The 13,800-nt window shown below is 67.4% G+C and carries 12 protein-coding genes; 4 read left to right on the forward strand and 8 right to left on the reverse strand.

The window, feature by feature from the left end; genetic code table 11:
* Positions 1–2 precede the first annotated feature (2 nt).
* The gene (locus T8T21_RS07835; protein ID WP_183471830.1) at positions 3–422 is read left to right on the forward strand and encodes an ion channel; all 420 of its coding nucleotides are present in this window, start codon (positions 3–5) and stop codon (positions 420–422) included.
* Positions 423–426: 4 nt separating this feature from the next.
* Here the strand turns inward: T8T21_RS07835 and T8T21_RS07840 are convergent, their stop codons facing one another.
* The 5 genes from T8T21_RS07840 to betI all read right to left on the reverse strand — a co-directional run bounded on the left by T8T21_RS07840 (position 427) and on the right by betI (position 6,494).
* Positions 427–1,107 (reverse strand): thermonuclease family protein, encoded by a 681-nt coding sequence (locus T8T21_RS07840; RefSeq protein WP_322335158.1) that lies wholly within the window; start codon positions 1,105–1,107, stop codon positions 427–429.
* A gap of 81 nt (positions 1,108–1,188) precedes the next feature.
* Positions 1,189–2,844 carry a choline dehydrogenase gene (gene betA / locus T8T21_RS07845; RefSeq protein WP_322335159.1) on the reverse strand — a complete coding sequence of 552 codons (1,656 nt, stop codon included), beginning with the start codon at positions 2,842–2,844 and terminating at the stop codon, positions 1,189–1,191.
* A gap of 74 nt (positions 2,845–2,918) precedes the next feature.
* Positions 2,919–4,376 carry a betaine-aldehyde dehydrogenase gene (betB, locus tag T8T21_RS07850; RefSeq protein WP_322335160.1) on the reverse strand — a complete coding sequence of 486 codons (1,458 nt, stop codon included), beginning with the start codon at positions 4,374–4,376 and terminating at the stop codon, positions 2,919–2,921.
* Positions 4,377–4,410: 34 nt separating this feature from the next.
* Complete coding sequence (betC, locus tag T8T21_RS07855; protein ID WP_322335161.1) at positions 4,411–5,922, reverse strand: choline-sulfatase; 1,512 nt, start codon at positions 5,920–5,922, stop codon at positions 4,411–4,413.
* Entirely contained in the window at positions 5,919–6,494 is a 576-nt protein-coding gene (betI, locus tag T8T21_RS07860; protein ID WP_322335162.1) for a choline-binding transcriptional repressor BetI, read from the reverse strand. The genes betC and betI overlap by 4 nt, the downstream gene beginning before the upstream one ends.
* Before the next feature lie 110 nt (positions 6,495–6,604).
* On the opposite strand from betI, the gene T8T21_RS07865 reads away from it, so the two are divergent.
* The 3 genes from T8T21_RS07865 (at position 6,605) to choV (ending at position 9,598) form a co-directional block, all read left to right on the forward strand.
* Complete coding sequence (locus T8T21_RS07865) at positions 6,605–7,543, forward strand: choline ABC transporter substrate-binding protein (RefSeq protein WP_183471820.1); 939 nt, start codon at positions 6,605–6,607, stop codon at positions 7,541–7,543.
* A gap of 175 nt (positions 7,544–7,718) precedes the next feature.
* Positions 7,719–8,549 (forward strand): choline ABC transporter permease subunit, encoded by an 831-nt coding sequence (gene choW, locus T8T21_RS07870; RefSeq protein ID WP_322335163.1) that lies wholly within the window; start codon positions 7,719–7,721, stop codon positions 8,547–8,549.
* Positions 8,550–8,551: 2 nt separating this feature from the next.
* Positions 8,552–9,598 carry a choline ABC transporter ATP-binding protein gene (gene choV / locus T8T21_RS07875; protein ID WP_322335164.1) on the forward strand — a complete coding sequence of 349 codons (1,047 nt, stop codon included), beginning with the start codon at positions 8,552–8,554 and terminating at the stop codon, positions 9,596–9,598.
* Here the strand turns inward: choV and T8T21_RS07880 are convergent.
* From T8T21_RS07880 to T8T21_RS07890, 3 genes are all read right to left on the reverse strand, one after another.
* A complete protein-coding gene (locus T8T21_RS07880) occupies positions 9,549–10,508 on the reverse strand; it encodes a DMT family transporter (RefSeq protein ID WP_322335165.1) in 960 nt (319 codons plus the stop codon). The two genes, choV and T8T21_RS07880, sit on opposite strands and share 50 nt — an antisense overlap.
* A gap of 80 nt (positions 10,509–10,588) precedes the next feature.
* Positions 10,589–11,206: a LysE/ArgO family amino acid transporter gene (locus T8T21_RS07885; RefSeq protein ID WP_322335166.1), complete on the reverse strand. Its 618-nt coding sequence runs from the start codon at positions 11,204–11,206 to the stop codon at positions 10,589–10,591.
* Between the two features lie 37 nt (positions 11,207–11,243).
* A complete protein-coding gene (locus tag T8T21_RS07890) occupies positions 11,244–13,643 on the reverse strand; it encodes an ATP-dependent helicase (RefSeq protein WP_322335167.1) in 2,400 nt (799 codons plus the stop codon).
* Positions 13,644–13,800: the final 157 nt, after the last annotated feature.

A 13,800-nucleotide genomic window follows, 5' to 3' on the forward strand; every position in this document is an offset into this window, starting at 1 on the left:
GCATGTTGCTGACCATCGCCATTCTGTTCGTGATCGTCCTGGGATCGGTACACCATTTCGGATTGGTGCTGTGTCGGCACATCCTGCCCCCCGCGAAAGGCCGCAATTCGCTGGTACCGCTCGGCGCCTTCATCCTGACCGCATTGCTGCACACGCTGCATATCGCGATCGGGGCGATGCTCTACGTGTTGCTGCAGGAGCAGGCTTGGCCCGGCGGCTTCGGCGTCAGCTTCACCAACTGGATCGACTACGTCTATCTCTCGGCCATTGCCTTTTCGACCGTGGGTTTCGCCGATCTCGACGTGACCGGGCCGATGCGTCTGGTCGTCGGCGCGCAGGCAATGGCGGGCTTCATGATCATCACCTGGTCTGCGACCTTCATCTACGACGTCTCCGCCAAGCAGCTCGAGAAGCACCGCTGAGGGATCAGCTTCCGGCGTGGCGCCACCCCGCGCGCCGTGCCTCGGCCTCCGAGCAGAACCAGCGTTCCCCGGCGCCCGTGTCGATCTTCGTACGGCCGTAATAGGGATCGCCCGGCATATGGTAGATGCGCCCGCCGCCGGAGATGTTGCCCTTGATCGCGCAGCCACCGGCCTCGACGCGCTCCGGTGCGGGGTCAGGGGTGCCCTGCCCTGCCCTCTTGGCCCGGCGCCAATCCCACGGTGCCTGAACCTCGCCGCGCCAGATGCCACGCCGGGCAGCGCGTGCTTCAGCTTCCTGCGCCACGTAGGCGCGGGAATACTCGACATAGGCCAGCGCCAGCCCCTCTGAGACCAGCATCTCGCCGATATCGGCACCATCCACGGCGCAGCGTGCGACGATGCGTTCGTAGCGATCGATGTCGACGGTCTCGCAACGCGCCTCGCGACCCGCGAAACGCAAGGACGCCTCCTGCGTGACCCAGTCGCCGCAGGCCCATTGCGCGCCTGATCCGGTGTCGCAGCTCTGCGCGTCCTCGGGGGCGTCGACACCGTGCAGCCGCACCCGTGCGCCGCCCACGTCGAGCGTGTCGCCGTCGATCACGGCGACGATGCCTGACGGGCCGGTTGCGGGAGCGGGCTCGATCGAGCAAAGCCCCAGAAATGCGAAGATCGCGAAGCAGGCCATGCCGGAGATGTCGGCGCTTTCGACGCCCCCGGCAAGTGTTTCGTTAACGAATAGTTAAGGAATTCGTGCTCGGCGCGAGTCTTAGCGCTGCGCCACCCGCCATGCAGGATGAATCCACGGCTTTTCCTGCAGCGGATCGAGCTTGCGGCCAAGAATGTGATCGGATGCCTTTTCGCCCACCATGATCGACGGCGCGTTGAGGTTGCCATTGGTGATGCGTGGGAAGATCGAGCTGTCGGCGACCCGCAGCCCCTCGACCCCGATCACCCGGCATTCCGGATCGACCACCGCCGACGCGTCGTCGCGGGCGCCCATCTTGCAGGTGCCGCAGGGGTGATAGGCGCTCTCCACATGCTCCTTGATGGCCTCGTTAAGATCCTCGTCCGATTGGTAGGCCTCGCCGGGCAGGATCTCGTGGCCGCGATAGGGGGCGAAGGCGGGCTGGGCAAAGATCTCGCGAGTCAGCCGGATGCAGGTCCGGAAATCCTCCCAGTCCTGCTCCGTCGACATGTAGTTAAAGAGGATCTTCGGCGCCTCGGCCGGATCGCTCGAGGCCAGCGTGACATGCCCCCGCGAGCCTGACCGCATCGGGCCTACATGCGCTTGGAAACCATGCCCCTCCGCCGCCGCCTGCCCGTCATAGCGGACGGCCATGGGCAGGAAATGGTACTGGATGTCGGGATATTCGACGCCTGCGCGCGAGCGGATGAAGCCCGCGCTCTCGAACTGGTTCGACGCACCGAGCCCGGTGCGGCTCAGCATCCATTGCGTGCCGACCTTGCCCTTGCCCCAGAGGTTCCAGTGGCTGAAGAGCGAGACCGGCTGGGTCGCGGCCATCTGGATGTACATTTCCAAGTGGTCCTGGAGATTCTGGCCGACGCCCGCGCGGTCGGCCACCACGTCGATCCCGTGCTCGGCCAAATGCGCGGCCGGGCCGATTCCCGACAGCATCAGGAGCTTGGGCGAATTGATCGAAGAGGCCGCGACGATCACCTCGGCGCGTGCGCGGATCACCTCGACCCGGCTGCCACGCGAGATTTCCACGCCGGTCGCGCGCCCCTCTTCGATCACGATTTTGCGGGCCAGCCCTCGAACCAGGCTGCAGTTGTCGCGCTTGAGCGCGGGACGCAGATAGGCATTGGCCGCCGACCAGCGGGTACCCTGCCAGATCGTCGCCTCCATCGGGCCGAAGCCTTCCTGCTTCTCGCCGTTGTAGTCGTCGGTGAGCTGGTAGCCCGCCTGCCCGCCGGCCTCGACGAAGGCACGGGTCAGCGGGTTGTCGCGGGGACCGCGGGTGACATGCAGTGGGCCGTCATGGCCGCGCCGCGCGGGGTCGCCGCCATGTCCGCCATCGTGCCAGTTCTCCATCCGCTTGAAATAGGGCAGCACGCTCGCATAGTCCCAGCCCTCGGCCCCCATCTCGGACCAGGTGTCGAAGTCGCGCGCATGGCCGCGCACATAGACCATGCCGTTGATCGACGACGAGCCGCCGATCACCTTGCCGCGCGGCGTGGCGAGACGCCGGCCGCCCAGATGCGGCTCGGGCTCGGAGCGGTAGCCCCAATCGTAGCGCGACATGTTCATCGGGTAGCTGAGCGCGCCCGGCATCTGGATGAACGGCCCGGCATCGGTGCCGCCATACTCGATGACGATCACGCTCTTTCCCGCCTCGGACAGGCGATAGGCCATGGTGCAGCCGGCGCTGCCGGCCCCGATGATGATGTAGTCCGCTTCCATGTCACGCTTCCTTCTGCCGGAGCGGCCTCGGGGCCGCTCGACGGTCGTCTTGTTGCGCCCCCTCGGGGGCCGGTTCAGAACGGGGCTTCGACGGCGCCCGTGGCCACGTAGACGGTCTTGAGCTGGCTCCAGTGCTCGATCGCCACCCGGCCGTTCTCGCGGCCCACGCCGGACATCTTCATGCCGCCGAAAGGCGCCTCGACCGGCGTCAGGTTGTAAGTGTTGATCCAGCACGATCCGGCCTGCAGCGCCGCCACGAAGCGGTGCGCACGGGCGATGTCGCGGGTGAAGACCCCGGCCGAGAGCCCGTAGATCGTCGCATTGGCGCGCTCCAGCGCCTCTTCCTCGGTCGCGAAGCCGAAGACCGACATGACCGGGCCGAAGATCTCCTCGCGGGCGATGGTCATGTGGTCCTCGACATCGGCGAAGACCGTGGGTTCGATCCAGAAACCCTCGCCTTCGAGCCGGCCGCCGCCCGCGACCAGTCGCGCGCCTTCCTGCTGGCCCTTGGCGATGAAGCCCTCGACGATCTCACGCTGCCGCTCGGACACCATCGGCCCGAAATTGGTCGTCTCGTCGAGCGGGTCGCCGGTCTTCACGGCCTTCAGGCGTTCGGCCAGCCGGGTGAGAAATGCCTCGCGGATGCCGTCCTGCACGAAGACGCGGGTGCCGTTGGAGCAGATCTGCCCGGTCGAGTAGAAGTTGGCATTGATCGCCGCCGAGACCGCGTCCTCGAGGCTGGCATCGTCGAAGATCACCAAGGGCGACTTGCCGCCCAGTTCCATCGTCACCGATTTCATCCCCTCGGCGGCGGCGGCATAGACCTTGCGCCCGGTCGGCACCGAACCGGTGAGCGAGACCTTGGCCACGCGAACGTCGCTCACCAGCCCGGCGCCAACCTCGCCATAGCCCTGCACCACGTTGAACACACCGTCGGGCAGCCCCGCCTCCTTGAGGATCTCGGCCACCTTTAGGGCGCAGAGCGGCGTCGTCTCGGAGGGCTTGAACACCATGGTGTTGCCGCAGGCCAGTGCCGGCGCGGCCTTCCAGCAGGCGATCTGGGTGGGGTAGTTCCAGGCGCCGATGCCGACCGCGACGCCCAACGCCTCGCGGCGGGTATAGACGAAATCCTCGCCAAGCTGGATGTGCTCCCCGGAGAGGGTCGCGGCCAGCCCGCCGAAATATTCCAGCGCGTCGGCACCGGAGGTCGCGTCGGCGACCAGGGTTTCCTGCAGCGGCTTGCCGGTGTCGCGGGTTTCCAGCTCGGACAGCTCGCGGTTACGGGCGCGCATGATGTCGGCGGCGCGGCGCAGGATGCGGCCGCGCTCGGTGCCGGTCATCGCGGCCCAGGCGGGCTGCGCGCGACGCGCCGCTTCCAGCGCCCGGTCGACGAGCGCGGGGGTCGCGGCGTGCAGATCGGCGATCTTCTCGCCGGTAGCGGGATAAATCACCGGAAGCGCCGTACCGGACGCGTCCTCGACATACTGGCCGTCGATGAAATGGCTGGCCTCGGGCTGAGTCGGATAGGTCATGACTGCGTACTTTCGGAATGGTGAAGGGGAGAGATCACTCACCACGCGGGAAGCGCTGGCTCTCCTCGAGAATGTTCAGGTCCATGTGGTTGCGCATGTACCGCTCGGAGGCGGCGCGCAGCGGCTGGTAGTCCCAGGGGTAATAGCCGCCCTGCCGAAGCGCCTCGTAGACGACCCAGCGGCGGGCCTGGCTCTGGCGCACCTGGGCATCGACGAGGCCGAGATCCCAGCGTTCGGAGGCAAGCTGGCGGAACTGCCGCAGCGTCTCGGCATGGGCGGGATCGGTGGCGAGGTTGGTCCGCTCGCCCGGGTCGGCCTCGAGATCGAAGAGCTGTTCGGGGTCGACCGGACAGGCGGTGTATTTGAACCGCCCCTGCCGCAGGCCGATCAGCGGCGCGATCGACCCTTCGGCGGCGTATTCCATCGCCACCGGCGTCTCACGCCGGCCGCCCTGCCCCAGATGCACGAGGCTCTCCCCATCGGTCCAGGGCGTGACCTCGGACATGTCGACGCCGGCGAGCTGGCACAGGGTCGGCGTGACGTCGATGCTCGACACCGGGTCCGTGACGAGGCTGGGCTCCATGCCGGCCGCCGAGATCATCAGCGGCACGCGGGCCGATCCCTCGAAGAAGTTCATCTTGAACCACAGGCCCCGCTCGCCCAGCAGGTCGCCGTGATCCGACACGAAGACGACGATCGCCTCCTGGCGCGTGTCCTCGAGCACCTGCAAGATCTCGCCCAGCTTGTCGTCGACATAGCTGATATTGGCGAAATAGCCCTGCCGGGCCCGGCGGACCTGCTCGGGCGTGATGTCGAAGCGGTCCGAATCGCAGGCGTCCCACAGGCGGCGCGAATGCGGGTCCATCTCGTCATAGGGGATCGCCTCGCCCGGCGCGTCGAGATGGGCGCAGTCGTTGTAGAGATCCCAGTATTTGCGCCGCGCGACATATGGGTCATGCGGATGGGTGAAGCTCACCGTGAGGCACCAGGGCCGGGCGTCGTGGCCACGCGCGAGGTCGTAGAGCCTTGCCTTCGCCTGATGCGCGACGTCGTCGTCATATTCGAGCTGGTTGGTGATCTCGGCCACCCCGGCGCCGGTCACCGAGCCGAGATTGTGATACCACCAGTCGATCCGCTCGTTCGGCTTGCGCCAGTCCGGCGTCCAGCCGAAATCGGCCGGGTAGATGTCGGTGGTCAGCCGCTCCTCGAAACCGTGCAGCTGGTCGGGGCCGACGAAATGCATCTTGCCCGACAGGCAGGTCAGCCAGCCGGCCCGGCGCAGGTGATGCGCGAAGGTGGGGATGTCCGAGGGGAATTCGGCCGCGTTGTCGTAGACCCCGGTGCGGAATGGCAACTGGCCGGACATGAAGGAGGCGCGCCCCGGCGCGCAGAGCGGGCTGCCGGTATAGGCATTGGCGAAACGCGTCGAGCGGGCGGCCAGCTTCTTGAGGTTCGGCGCGTGCAGCCAGTCGGCGGGGCCGTCGGGAAACAGCGTTCCGTTCAGCTGGTCCGCCATGACGATGAGGATGTTGCGGCTCGGGGTCATTTCAGCTCCAGTTCCAGCGCGGCGAGCAGCTGTCGCGTGGCGGCGGGCCCGTCGGCCGGACCGCCCGCGAGGCCCTGCTTGAGATACATCCCGTCGATCAGCGCGGCGAGGCGCTCGGCGGCATCTGAGGCACCCGCCCCCAGAAGCGGCCGCAAATCATGCGCGAGATTCGAGCGCAGCCGGCGGTGATAGATCCGCAGCAGCCGCGCGGCGGGCTCCGAGGTGCGGGCGAGGACGTAGAAATTGAGCCAGGCCGCCACCACTTCAGAGCGGAAGTTGGAGGGGCCGAAATTGGCGCGCAGGGTCGCGGCGACACGGGCGCGCGGGTCGCCCTGCGCCGCGATCAGCGCGTCGCGCACCTCGGCGGAATACTCGGCCAGCAAGTGCCGCATGGCGGCGAGGAAGATCCTTTCCTTGTTGCCGAAATAGTGATGCGCCAGAGCCGAGGACATGCCCGCGCGCCGGGCGATCCGCGCCACCGTGACATCGAGCGAACCCTGTTCGCCGATCTCCTCGATCGTCGCTTTGACCAAGGCCGCGCGCCTTATAGGTTCCATCCCGAGCTTGGGCATCAAGGGTCTCCTGATCCGCCCCGGTTCAACGACCGGGTTGCAACCGCGACCCTAATAGGCTTTTTATTGACGCGTCAATCAAGAACCAAAACACCACAGGAAGGACGACCATGATGCTTCGCACCACGATCAGCGCCCTGGCGCTCGCCACCGCCGCCACAGGCGCCTTTGCCCAGGACGCCGCCGAATGCCGCGACGTCGTGATGTCCGACGTCGGCTGGACCGACATCACCGCGACCACCGCCACCACCGCCATCGTGCTTGAAGGTCTGGGCTACGAGCCCGAGATCAAGGTGCTCTCGGTGCCGGTGACTTTCACCTCGATGTCGGACGGCGACATCGACGTGTTCCTGGGCAACTGGATGCCCACGCAGTCGAGCGAGATCGCCCCCTACACCGAGGATGGCAGCATCGAGACGGTGCACAAGAACCTCACCGGCGCGAAGTACACGCTGGCCACCAACGCGGCCGGTGCGGCGCTGGGCATCGCGAACTACGCCGACATCGCCGAGCACGCCGATGCGCTCGAGAACACCATCTACGGCATCGAGCCGGGCAATGACGGCAACCAGCTGATCCTCGAGATGATCGAGACCGACGCCTTCGGGCTGGGCGATTTCGAGGTCAAGGAAAGCTCCGAGCAGGGCATGCTGGCGCAAGTCGACCGCGCCTCCAAGCGCGACGAACCGGTGATCTTCCTCGGCTGGGAACCCCACCCGATGAACGCCAACTACGACATGACCTATCTCGAGGGCGGCGACGACTGGTTCGGCCCGAATCTCGGCGGTGCCGAGGTCTACACCGTCACCCGCAAGGGTCTTGTCGAAGAGTGCCCGAACCTCGGCCAGCTCCTGAAGAACCTCGAGTTCTCGCTCGAGATGGAGAACGAGATCATGGGCTCGATCCTCAATGACGGAATGGACCCGCGCGAGGCGGCGCAGCAGTGGCTCGCCGCCAACCCCGAGGCCGTCGAGCCCTGGCTCGAGGGCGTGACCACGCTCGACGGCGGCGAGGCGCTGCCCGCCGTCAAATCCGCGATCGAGGGCTGAGGGCCTTCTCGCCGGGCGCGCCGCGCATGGCGCGCCCCTACCCCGGCCCCCGTTTCAGGGGCCGGGCCCGGATCTCAGGCCGCTCGGCGGCCCCCGCCCATCCGACCCGCGGCGCCCGGCGTCGCATTCCCGACACGGAGACCCCGATGACCGGACCGAACCGAGGCCGCGCGCCATGGAAATGACCATCCCCAAGATCCCCGTGGGCCGCTGGGCCGCCGATGGTTTCGACTGGCTGGAGACCAACCTGGCCATCGTCTTCGACACCTTGTCGCTGCTGCTCGAGGGCATGATCGACGGCATCCTGTGGCTGCTGCAGACACCGCCCGAGTTGCTCGTCATCGCCGTCTTCGTGGGCCTCACCTACGCGTTGCAGCGCCGCTGGCAGCCGGCGCTGCTGGTCGCGCTGGGTTTTCTCTTCGTCCTCAACCAGGGCTACTGGGAAGAAACCACCGAGAGCCTGACGCTGGTGCTGTCGGCCTGCGTGGTCTGCATGGGCGTGGGCGTGCCGATCGGCATCGCCGTGGCGCACCGTCCCAAGCTCTATGCCTGGGTCGCGCCGGTGCTCGACCTGATGCAGACGCTGCCGACCTTCGTCTACCTGATCCCGGCCATCGTGTTCTTCGGCATCGGCATGGTGCCCGGCCTGATCGCCACGGTGATCTTCGTGCTGCCGGCGCCGATCCGGCTGACCCAGCTCGGGATCTCCAACACGCCGACTGCGCTCGTCGAGGCCGCGCAGGCCTTCGGCGCGACGCCGCGCCAGCTGTTGTGGAAGGTCGAGCTGCCCTCCGCCTTTCCGCAGATCATGACCGGCCTTAACCAGACCATCATGCTGTCGCTGTCGATGGTGGTGATCGCGGCCCTCGTCGGCGCCGACGGGCTCGGCGTGCCGGTGGTGCGTGCGCTCAACTCGGTCAACACCGCGCTGGGCTTCGAGAGCGGATTCGTGATCGTCGTGGTCGCCATCATGCTCGACCGGGCGCTGCGGGTGAAACGAGGATGACCATGACCGATACGAGCAAACGCAACGCCGTCGAGTTCGACGCCGTCAACATCGTCTTCGGCGACAAGCCCGAGACTGCCCTGCCCCTGATGGACGAGGGGCAGAAGCGGCCCGAGATCGCCGAGAAGACCGACCAGGTGCTCGGCGTGCACGACTGCACGCTCGACGTGCCAGAGGCCGAGATCCTCGTGCTGATGGGTCTGTCCGGCTCGGGCAAGTCGACGCTGCTGCGGGCGGTGAACGGCCTCAACCCAGTGGTGCGCGGCGACGTGCGGGTGCGCATGAACGGCGAGATGACCTCGGTCACCCATGCCGACAAGAAGACGTTGCGCCAGATCCGGCTGCACCACGTCGCCATGGTGTTCCAGCAGTTCGGCCTGCTGCCCTGGCGGACGGTGCGCGACAATGTCGGCCTCGGGCTGGAGCTCGGCGGCATGTCCAAGGCCCAGCGCCGGGAGCGGGTCGAAACCGAACTGGAGATGGTCGGTCTCGCCGATCGCGCCGATGCGCTGGTGGGCGAGCTCTCGGGCGGCATGCAGCAGCGCGTGGGTCTCGCCCGCGCCTTCGCCACCGACGCGCCGATCCTGCTGATGGACGAACCGTTCTCGGCGCTCGATCCACTGATCCGCTCGCGGCTTCAGGACGAGCTTCTCGACCTGCAGGCGCGCAAGAAGCGCACCATCATCTTCGTCAGCCACGATCTCGACGAGGCGTTCAAGCTCGGCAACCGCATCGCCATCATGGAAGGCGGACGGATCGTCCAGTCGGGCACCCCGCGCGAGATCTTCACCCGTCCTGCCAATGGCTACGTCCGCGACTTCGTGGCCCACATGAACCCGCTCGGCGTGCTCTGCGCCCGCGACGTGATGGACCCCGACGCCCAGCTTGCGGCCGAGGGACAGGTGACGGCCGACACCCCGATCCTCGAGGTGATGGCGCGCATCCATGCCACGCCCGCGCCGCTGGATGTGACAGAAGGCGGCCGCGTCATCGGCCAGGTCAGCCCCGGCTCGATCCTCGAGCGGCTGGGCCAGATGCCGACCGACTGAACAGCGCGTCGGGCGCGGCGGCGATCGCCGCCCGCCGCGCCCGCGCCTCACGCCAGGTGATGAAGATCACCGCGCCCATGATGATCGCACCGCCCAGCAGGGTGAAAGGATCGACCGGCTCGCCGAAGAGCAATGCACCGACCGCCACCGCCCAGACCAGCTGCAGAAACGTCACAGGCTGTGTCACGGTCAGCGGCGCCGCCGCAAAGGCCCGGGTCATCGTGTAATGCCCGGCGGTGCCGAGCCCCGCCGCCGCGAACAGCAATATGAGTTCGGTCGCGCCCGGCGTCTGCCAGACCGGCAGTGCGAAGGGCAGAAGCCCGAGCGGCACCATCAGCGACATCATCGCCACGATCACCTCGGCCGGAAGATCCTCAGAGAGCCGCTTGACCACGAGGTAGCCCGAGGCGATCAGCATTGCCGTGCCCATCATCGCGACATGGCCCGGATCGATCTCGCGTAGGCCGGGCCGCAACACCACCAGCGCGCCGATGAACGCCGCCGCCACCGCCGCCAGCCGCCGGGGCGGCAGCCTCTCACCCATCAGCAAAGCCGCGCCGACCGTCACCCAGATCGGGTTGAGGTAGTTGATCGCCGTCACCTCGCCCAACGGGATGCGCGCGATCGCAAAGAACCACAGCCCGACCCCGGCGCTGTGCAGCACCGCGCGCAGGCTCAGCAACCGCCAGTGCGACGGCGTGAGCCGCACCCGCGCCAGCGCCGGCAGCATGGGCAGCAGAAATGGCAGGCCCAGCGCGAAACGCAGCACCGCCGTCTGTGCCGCCGGCAGCGCCGCGCCGACCGACTTGATCAGCACCGTCATGCCGACGAAGCACAGCCCCGCCGCCACCATCCAGCCGATCCCGACGAGCGGGGCGGAGGCCGGGCGCGAAATGTATGCTGTCGTCATGTAAATCTCCTGCCGCCACAGGATCGCAAAGCCGGACCGGATGCAAGCCTGACCAAGCCATGGTCCCGCTTGGCCGTCCTCTAACCGCCCAGCACCAACCCGGCGGCGATGCTCCACATCACCAATGCGATGCCCGCATCGAGCACCCGCCACGCCGTCGGCCGCGCGAAGACCGGGCGCAGCAGTCGCGCGCCATAGCCCAGCGCGAAGAAGAACACGAACGAGGCCGTGACCGCGCCGGTGCCGAAGGCCCAGGTCTGCCCTTCGAAGCGCGAGGCAACCGAGCCCAACAGTACCAGCGTGTCGAGATAGACATGCGGGTTGAGCCAAGTCAGCGCGAGGCAGGTCAGCACCGCCCGGCGCAGCCCCGCCGGGCCGTCATCGGCGGCGCGCAATGCCTCTCCGCCGCGCCACGCGGCGATGAGCGCACGCGCCCCGTAGACGATCAGAAAGGCCGCCCCGCCCCAGCGCAGCAAGGGCGCGATCCACGGCGCGGCCTCGGCCAGCGCCGCGAAGCCCGACACCCCCGCCGCGATCAGCACAGCGTCCGACAGGGCGCAGGTCATCACCACGGCAAGGACATGGTCGCCTCGGAGCCCTTGGCGCAGCACGAAGGCGTTCTGCGCCCCGATGGCGAGGATCAGCGACAGCCCGAGCGCGAGCCCGGCCGCGAAGGCGGAGAGGGAACCGACATCCATCCGCCCGCCTTAGCGGCCGCCCCCTGCCCCCGCAATCTCAGAACGGCACGTCGTCGGCCTGATCGGCAGCCACCACGAAACGCGCGACGACCTTCTTTTGGCCGGCCTTGTCGAAGGCGATGTCGAGCTTGTCGCCCTCGACGCCCACAACCTCGCCATAGCCGAACTTCTGGTGGAACACCCGATCTCCGGCGGTGAAGGAGGACACCGCCGTCATATCGATGGTGATATTCTTGGCCTCGGCCGGCTGGCGCATCTGCCTCTGCTGGCCCCGGGCCTGCAGTCGCTTCCAGCCGGGGCTGTTGTAGACATCGGCCTTGGCGGCGTTGTCGTGCAGGCGCGAGCCTTGGATCGCGTCGATCGCGGGCGACGCGCTGGCCGCCATGCCGGCGGCGCCGTAGCCGCCGCCATAGAGCCCCGGCGGGGTCAGCACCTCGACATGGGTCTCGGGCAACTCGTCGATGAAGCGCGAGGGCAGCTGGCTCTGCCACTGGCCATAGACGCGACGATTGGCGGCAAACGAGATCGTGCAGATCTGCTCGGCGCGGGTGATGCCCACATAGGCGAGGCGACGTTCCTCCTCGAGGCCGCGCAGCCCGCTTTCGTCCATCGAGCGCTGAGATGGGAACAGCCCGTCCTCCCAGCCTGGCAGGAACACCATCGGGAATTCGAGGCCCTTGGCGGCGTGCAGCGTCATGATCGACACCTTCTCGCCCTCCTCGGCCTGCTCGTTGTCCATGATCAGCGCCACGTGCTCGAGGAAGCCCTGCAGGCTGTCGAAGCTTTCCAGCGCCTTCACAAGTTCCTTGAGGTTCTCGAGCCGACCCGGCGCTTCGGGCGTCTTGTCGTTCTGCCACATCGCCGTGTAGCCGCTCTCGTCGAGGATCATCTCGGCCAGCTCGACATGGGTGTCGCTCTCGTTGACGACCTGCGAATGCCAACGGTCGAGCGCATCGACGAGGATCGACAGCTCCTTGAGCCCCTTGCCGCCCAGAAGCTTTGTCTGGACCACGATGCGCGCGCCTTCGACGAGGCTGACGCCGTTCGAGCGCGCGGCGCGCTGGATCGTCTGCACTGCCTTGTTGCCAAGGCCCCGCTTGGGCGTGTTGACGATCCGCTCGAAGGCGAGGTCGTCGTCGAGCGAGACGGCGAGGCGGAAATAAGCCATCGCGTCGCGGATCTCGAGCCGCTCGTAGAAGCGCGGGCCACCGATCACGCGATAGGGCAGACCGATGGTCAGGAACCGGTCCTCGAAGGCGCGCATCTGGTGCGAGGCCCGCACCAGGATCGCCATCGAATCGAGGCCGATGGGCGCCATCCCCCGGGTGCCGCGCTGCGCCGCCTCGATCTCCTCGCCGACCCAGCGCGCCTCCTCGTCGCCGTCCCAATGACCGATGAGGCGGACCTTCTCGCCTTCCTGCTCCTCGGTCCAGAGCGTTTTGCCCAGACGCCCCTTGTTGGCGGTGATCAGCCCCGAGGCCGCGCCGAGGATATGCGGGGTGGAGCGGTAGTTCTGCTCCAGCCGGATCACCTCGGCGCCTTCAAAATCCTTTTCGAAGCGCAGGATGTTGCCCACCTCGGCGCCGCGCCAGCCATAGATCGACTGGTCGTCGTCGCCGACGCAGCAGATGTTCTTGTGCCCGCCTGCCAGAAGCCGCAGCCACAGATACTGCGCCGCGTTGGTGTCCTGGTACTCGTCGACGAGGATGTAGCGGAACCAGCGGCGATACTGGTCGAGCACGTCGTCGCGGGTCTGGAAGATCGTGACCATGTGCAAAAGCAGGTCGCCGAAATCGACGGCGTTCAGCTCCCGGAGCCGAAGCTGGTAGGCGGCATAGAGCTTGCGCCCCTTGCCGTCATAGGCCGAAGCGTCGGCGGTGGGCACGTTCTCGGGCGTCAGCGCCCGGTTCTTCCAGTCGTCGATGATCCCCGCCAGCATCCGCGCGGGCCAGCGCTTGTCGTCGATGTTCTCGGCCGTGACCAACTGCTTCAGAAGCCGGATCTGGTCGTCGGTGTCGAGGATGGTGAAGTTCGACTTGAGCCCCACCAGCTCCGCGTGCCGGCGCAGCAGCTTCACGCAGATCGCGTGGAAGGTCCCGAGCCATGGCAGCCCCTCGACCGTCTCGCCGAGCATCCTACCGATGCGCTCCTTCATTTCGCGCGCGGCCTTATTGGTGAAGGTCACGGCGAGGATCTCGTTCGGCCGGGCGCGCCCGGTGCGCATCAGGTGCACGATCCGCGCGGTCAGCGCCCGGGTCTTGCCGGTACCCGCCCCCGCCAGCATCAGCACGGGGCCGTCCATCGTCTCGACCGCGAGCCGCTGCGCCGGGTTGAGCCCGTCGAGATAGGGCGCGGCGCCGCCGGGCTGCGCCATGGCGCGTCGCGACAGGGGCATGGAGGCGGCCTCGAAGGCCTCGTCATCGGAAAAGCTGCTCATGGCCCCAATCTAGCCGTCGCCGTCCGTGAAGAAAAGCCGCGTTCCATATATGTTCACAACGCGGCGTTCTCGGGGCGAAATCATTGGAAGTTCCGCAGTTTCCCCCATCCGAACGGCAGATTCCGGCGCTTCGTTAACGGCCGGGCAGTGCCACGAT

This window comes from Limimaricola variabilis (assembly GCF_034371605.1).
Lineage (GTDB): Bacteria > Pseudomonadota > Alphaproteobacteria > Rhodobacterales > Rhodobacteraceae > Limimaricola > Limimaricola variabilis.

Bases quoted from the DNA above. Each gene is read 5' to 3' on its own strand.
- T8T21_RS07835 (WP_183471830.1), top strand. From the start codon at position 3: ATGTTGCTGACCATCGCCATTCTGTTCGTGATCGTCCTGGGATCGGTA.
- T8T21_RS07840 (WP_322335158.1), bottom strand. From the start codon at position 1,107: ATGGCCTGCTTCGCGATCTTCGCATTTCTGGGGCTTTGCTCGATCGAG.
- betA (WP_322335159.1), bottom strand. From the start codon at position 2,844: ATGGAAGCGGACTACATCATCATCGGGGCCGGCAGCGCCGGCTGCACC.
- betB (WP_322335160.1), bottom strand. From the start codon at position 4,376: ATGACCTATCCGACTCAGCCCGAGGCCAGCCATTTCATCGACGGCCAG.
- betC (WP_322335161.1), bottom strand. From the start codon at position 5,922: ATGACCCCGAGCCGCAACATCCTCATCGTCATGGCGGACCAGCTGAAC.
- betI (WP_322335162.1), bottom strand. From the start codon at position 6,494: ATGCCCAAGCTCGGGATGGAACCTATAAGGCGCGCGGCCTTGGTCAAA.
- T8T21_RS07865 (WP_183471820.1), top strand. From the start codon at position 6,605: ATGATGCTTCGCACCACGATCAGCGCCCTGGCGCTCGCCACCGCCGCC.
- choW (WP_322335163.1), top strand. From the start codon at position 7,719: ATGGAAATGACCATCCCCAAGATCCCCGTGGGCCGCTGGGCCGCCGAT.
- choV (WP_322335164.1), top strand. From the start codon at position 8,552: ATGACCGATACGAGCAAACGCAACGCCGTCGAGTTCGACGCCGTCAAC.
- T8T21_RS07880 (WP_322335165.1), bottom strand. From the start codon at position 10,508: ATGACGACAGCATACATTTCGCGCCCGGCCTCCGCCCCGCTCGTCGGG.
- T8T21_RS07885 (WP_322335166.1), bottom strand. From the start codon at position 11,206: ATGGATGTCGGTTCCCTCTCCGCCTTCGCGGCCGGGCTCGCGCTCGGG.
- T8T21_RS07890 (WP_322335167.1), bottom strand. From the start codon at position 13,643: ATGAGCAGCTTTTCCGATGACGAGGCCTTCGAGGCCGCCTCCATGCCC.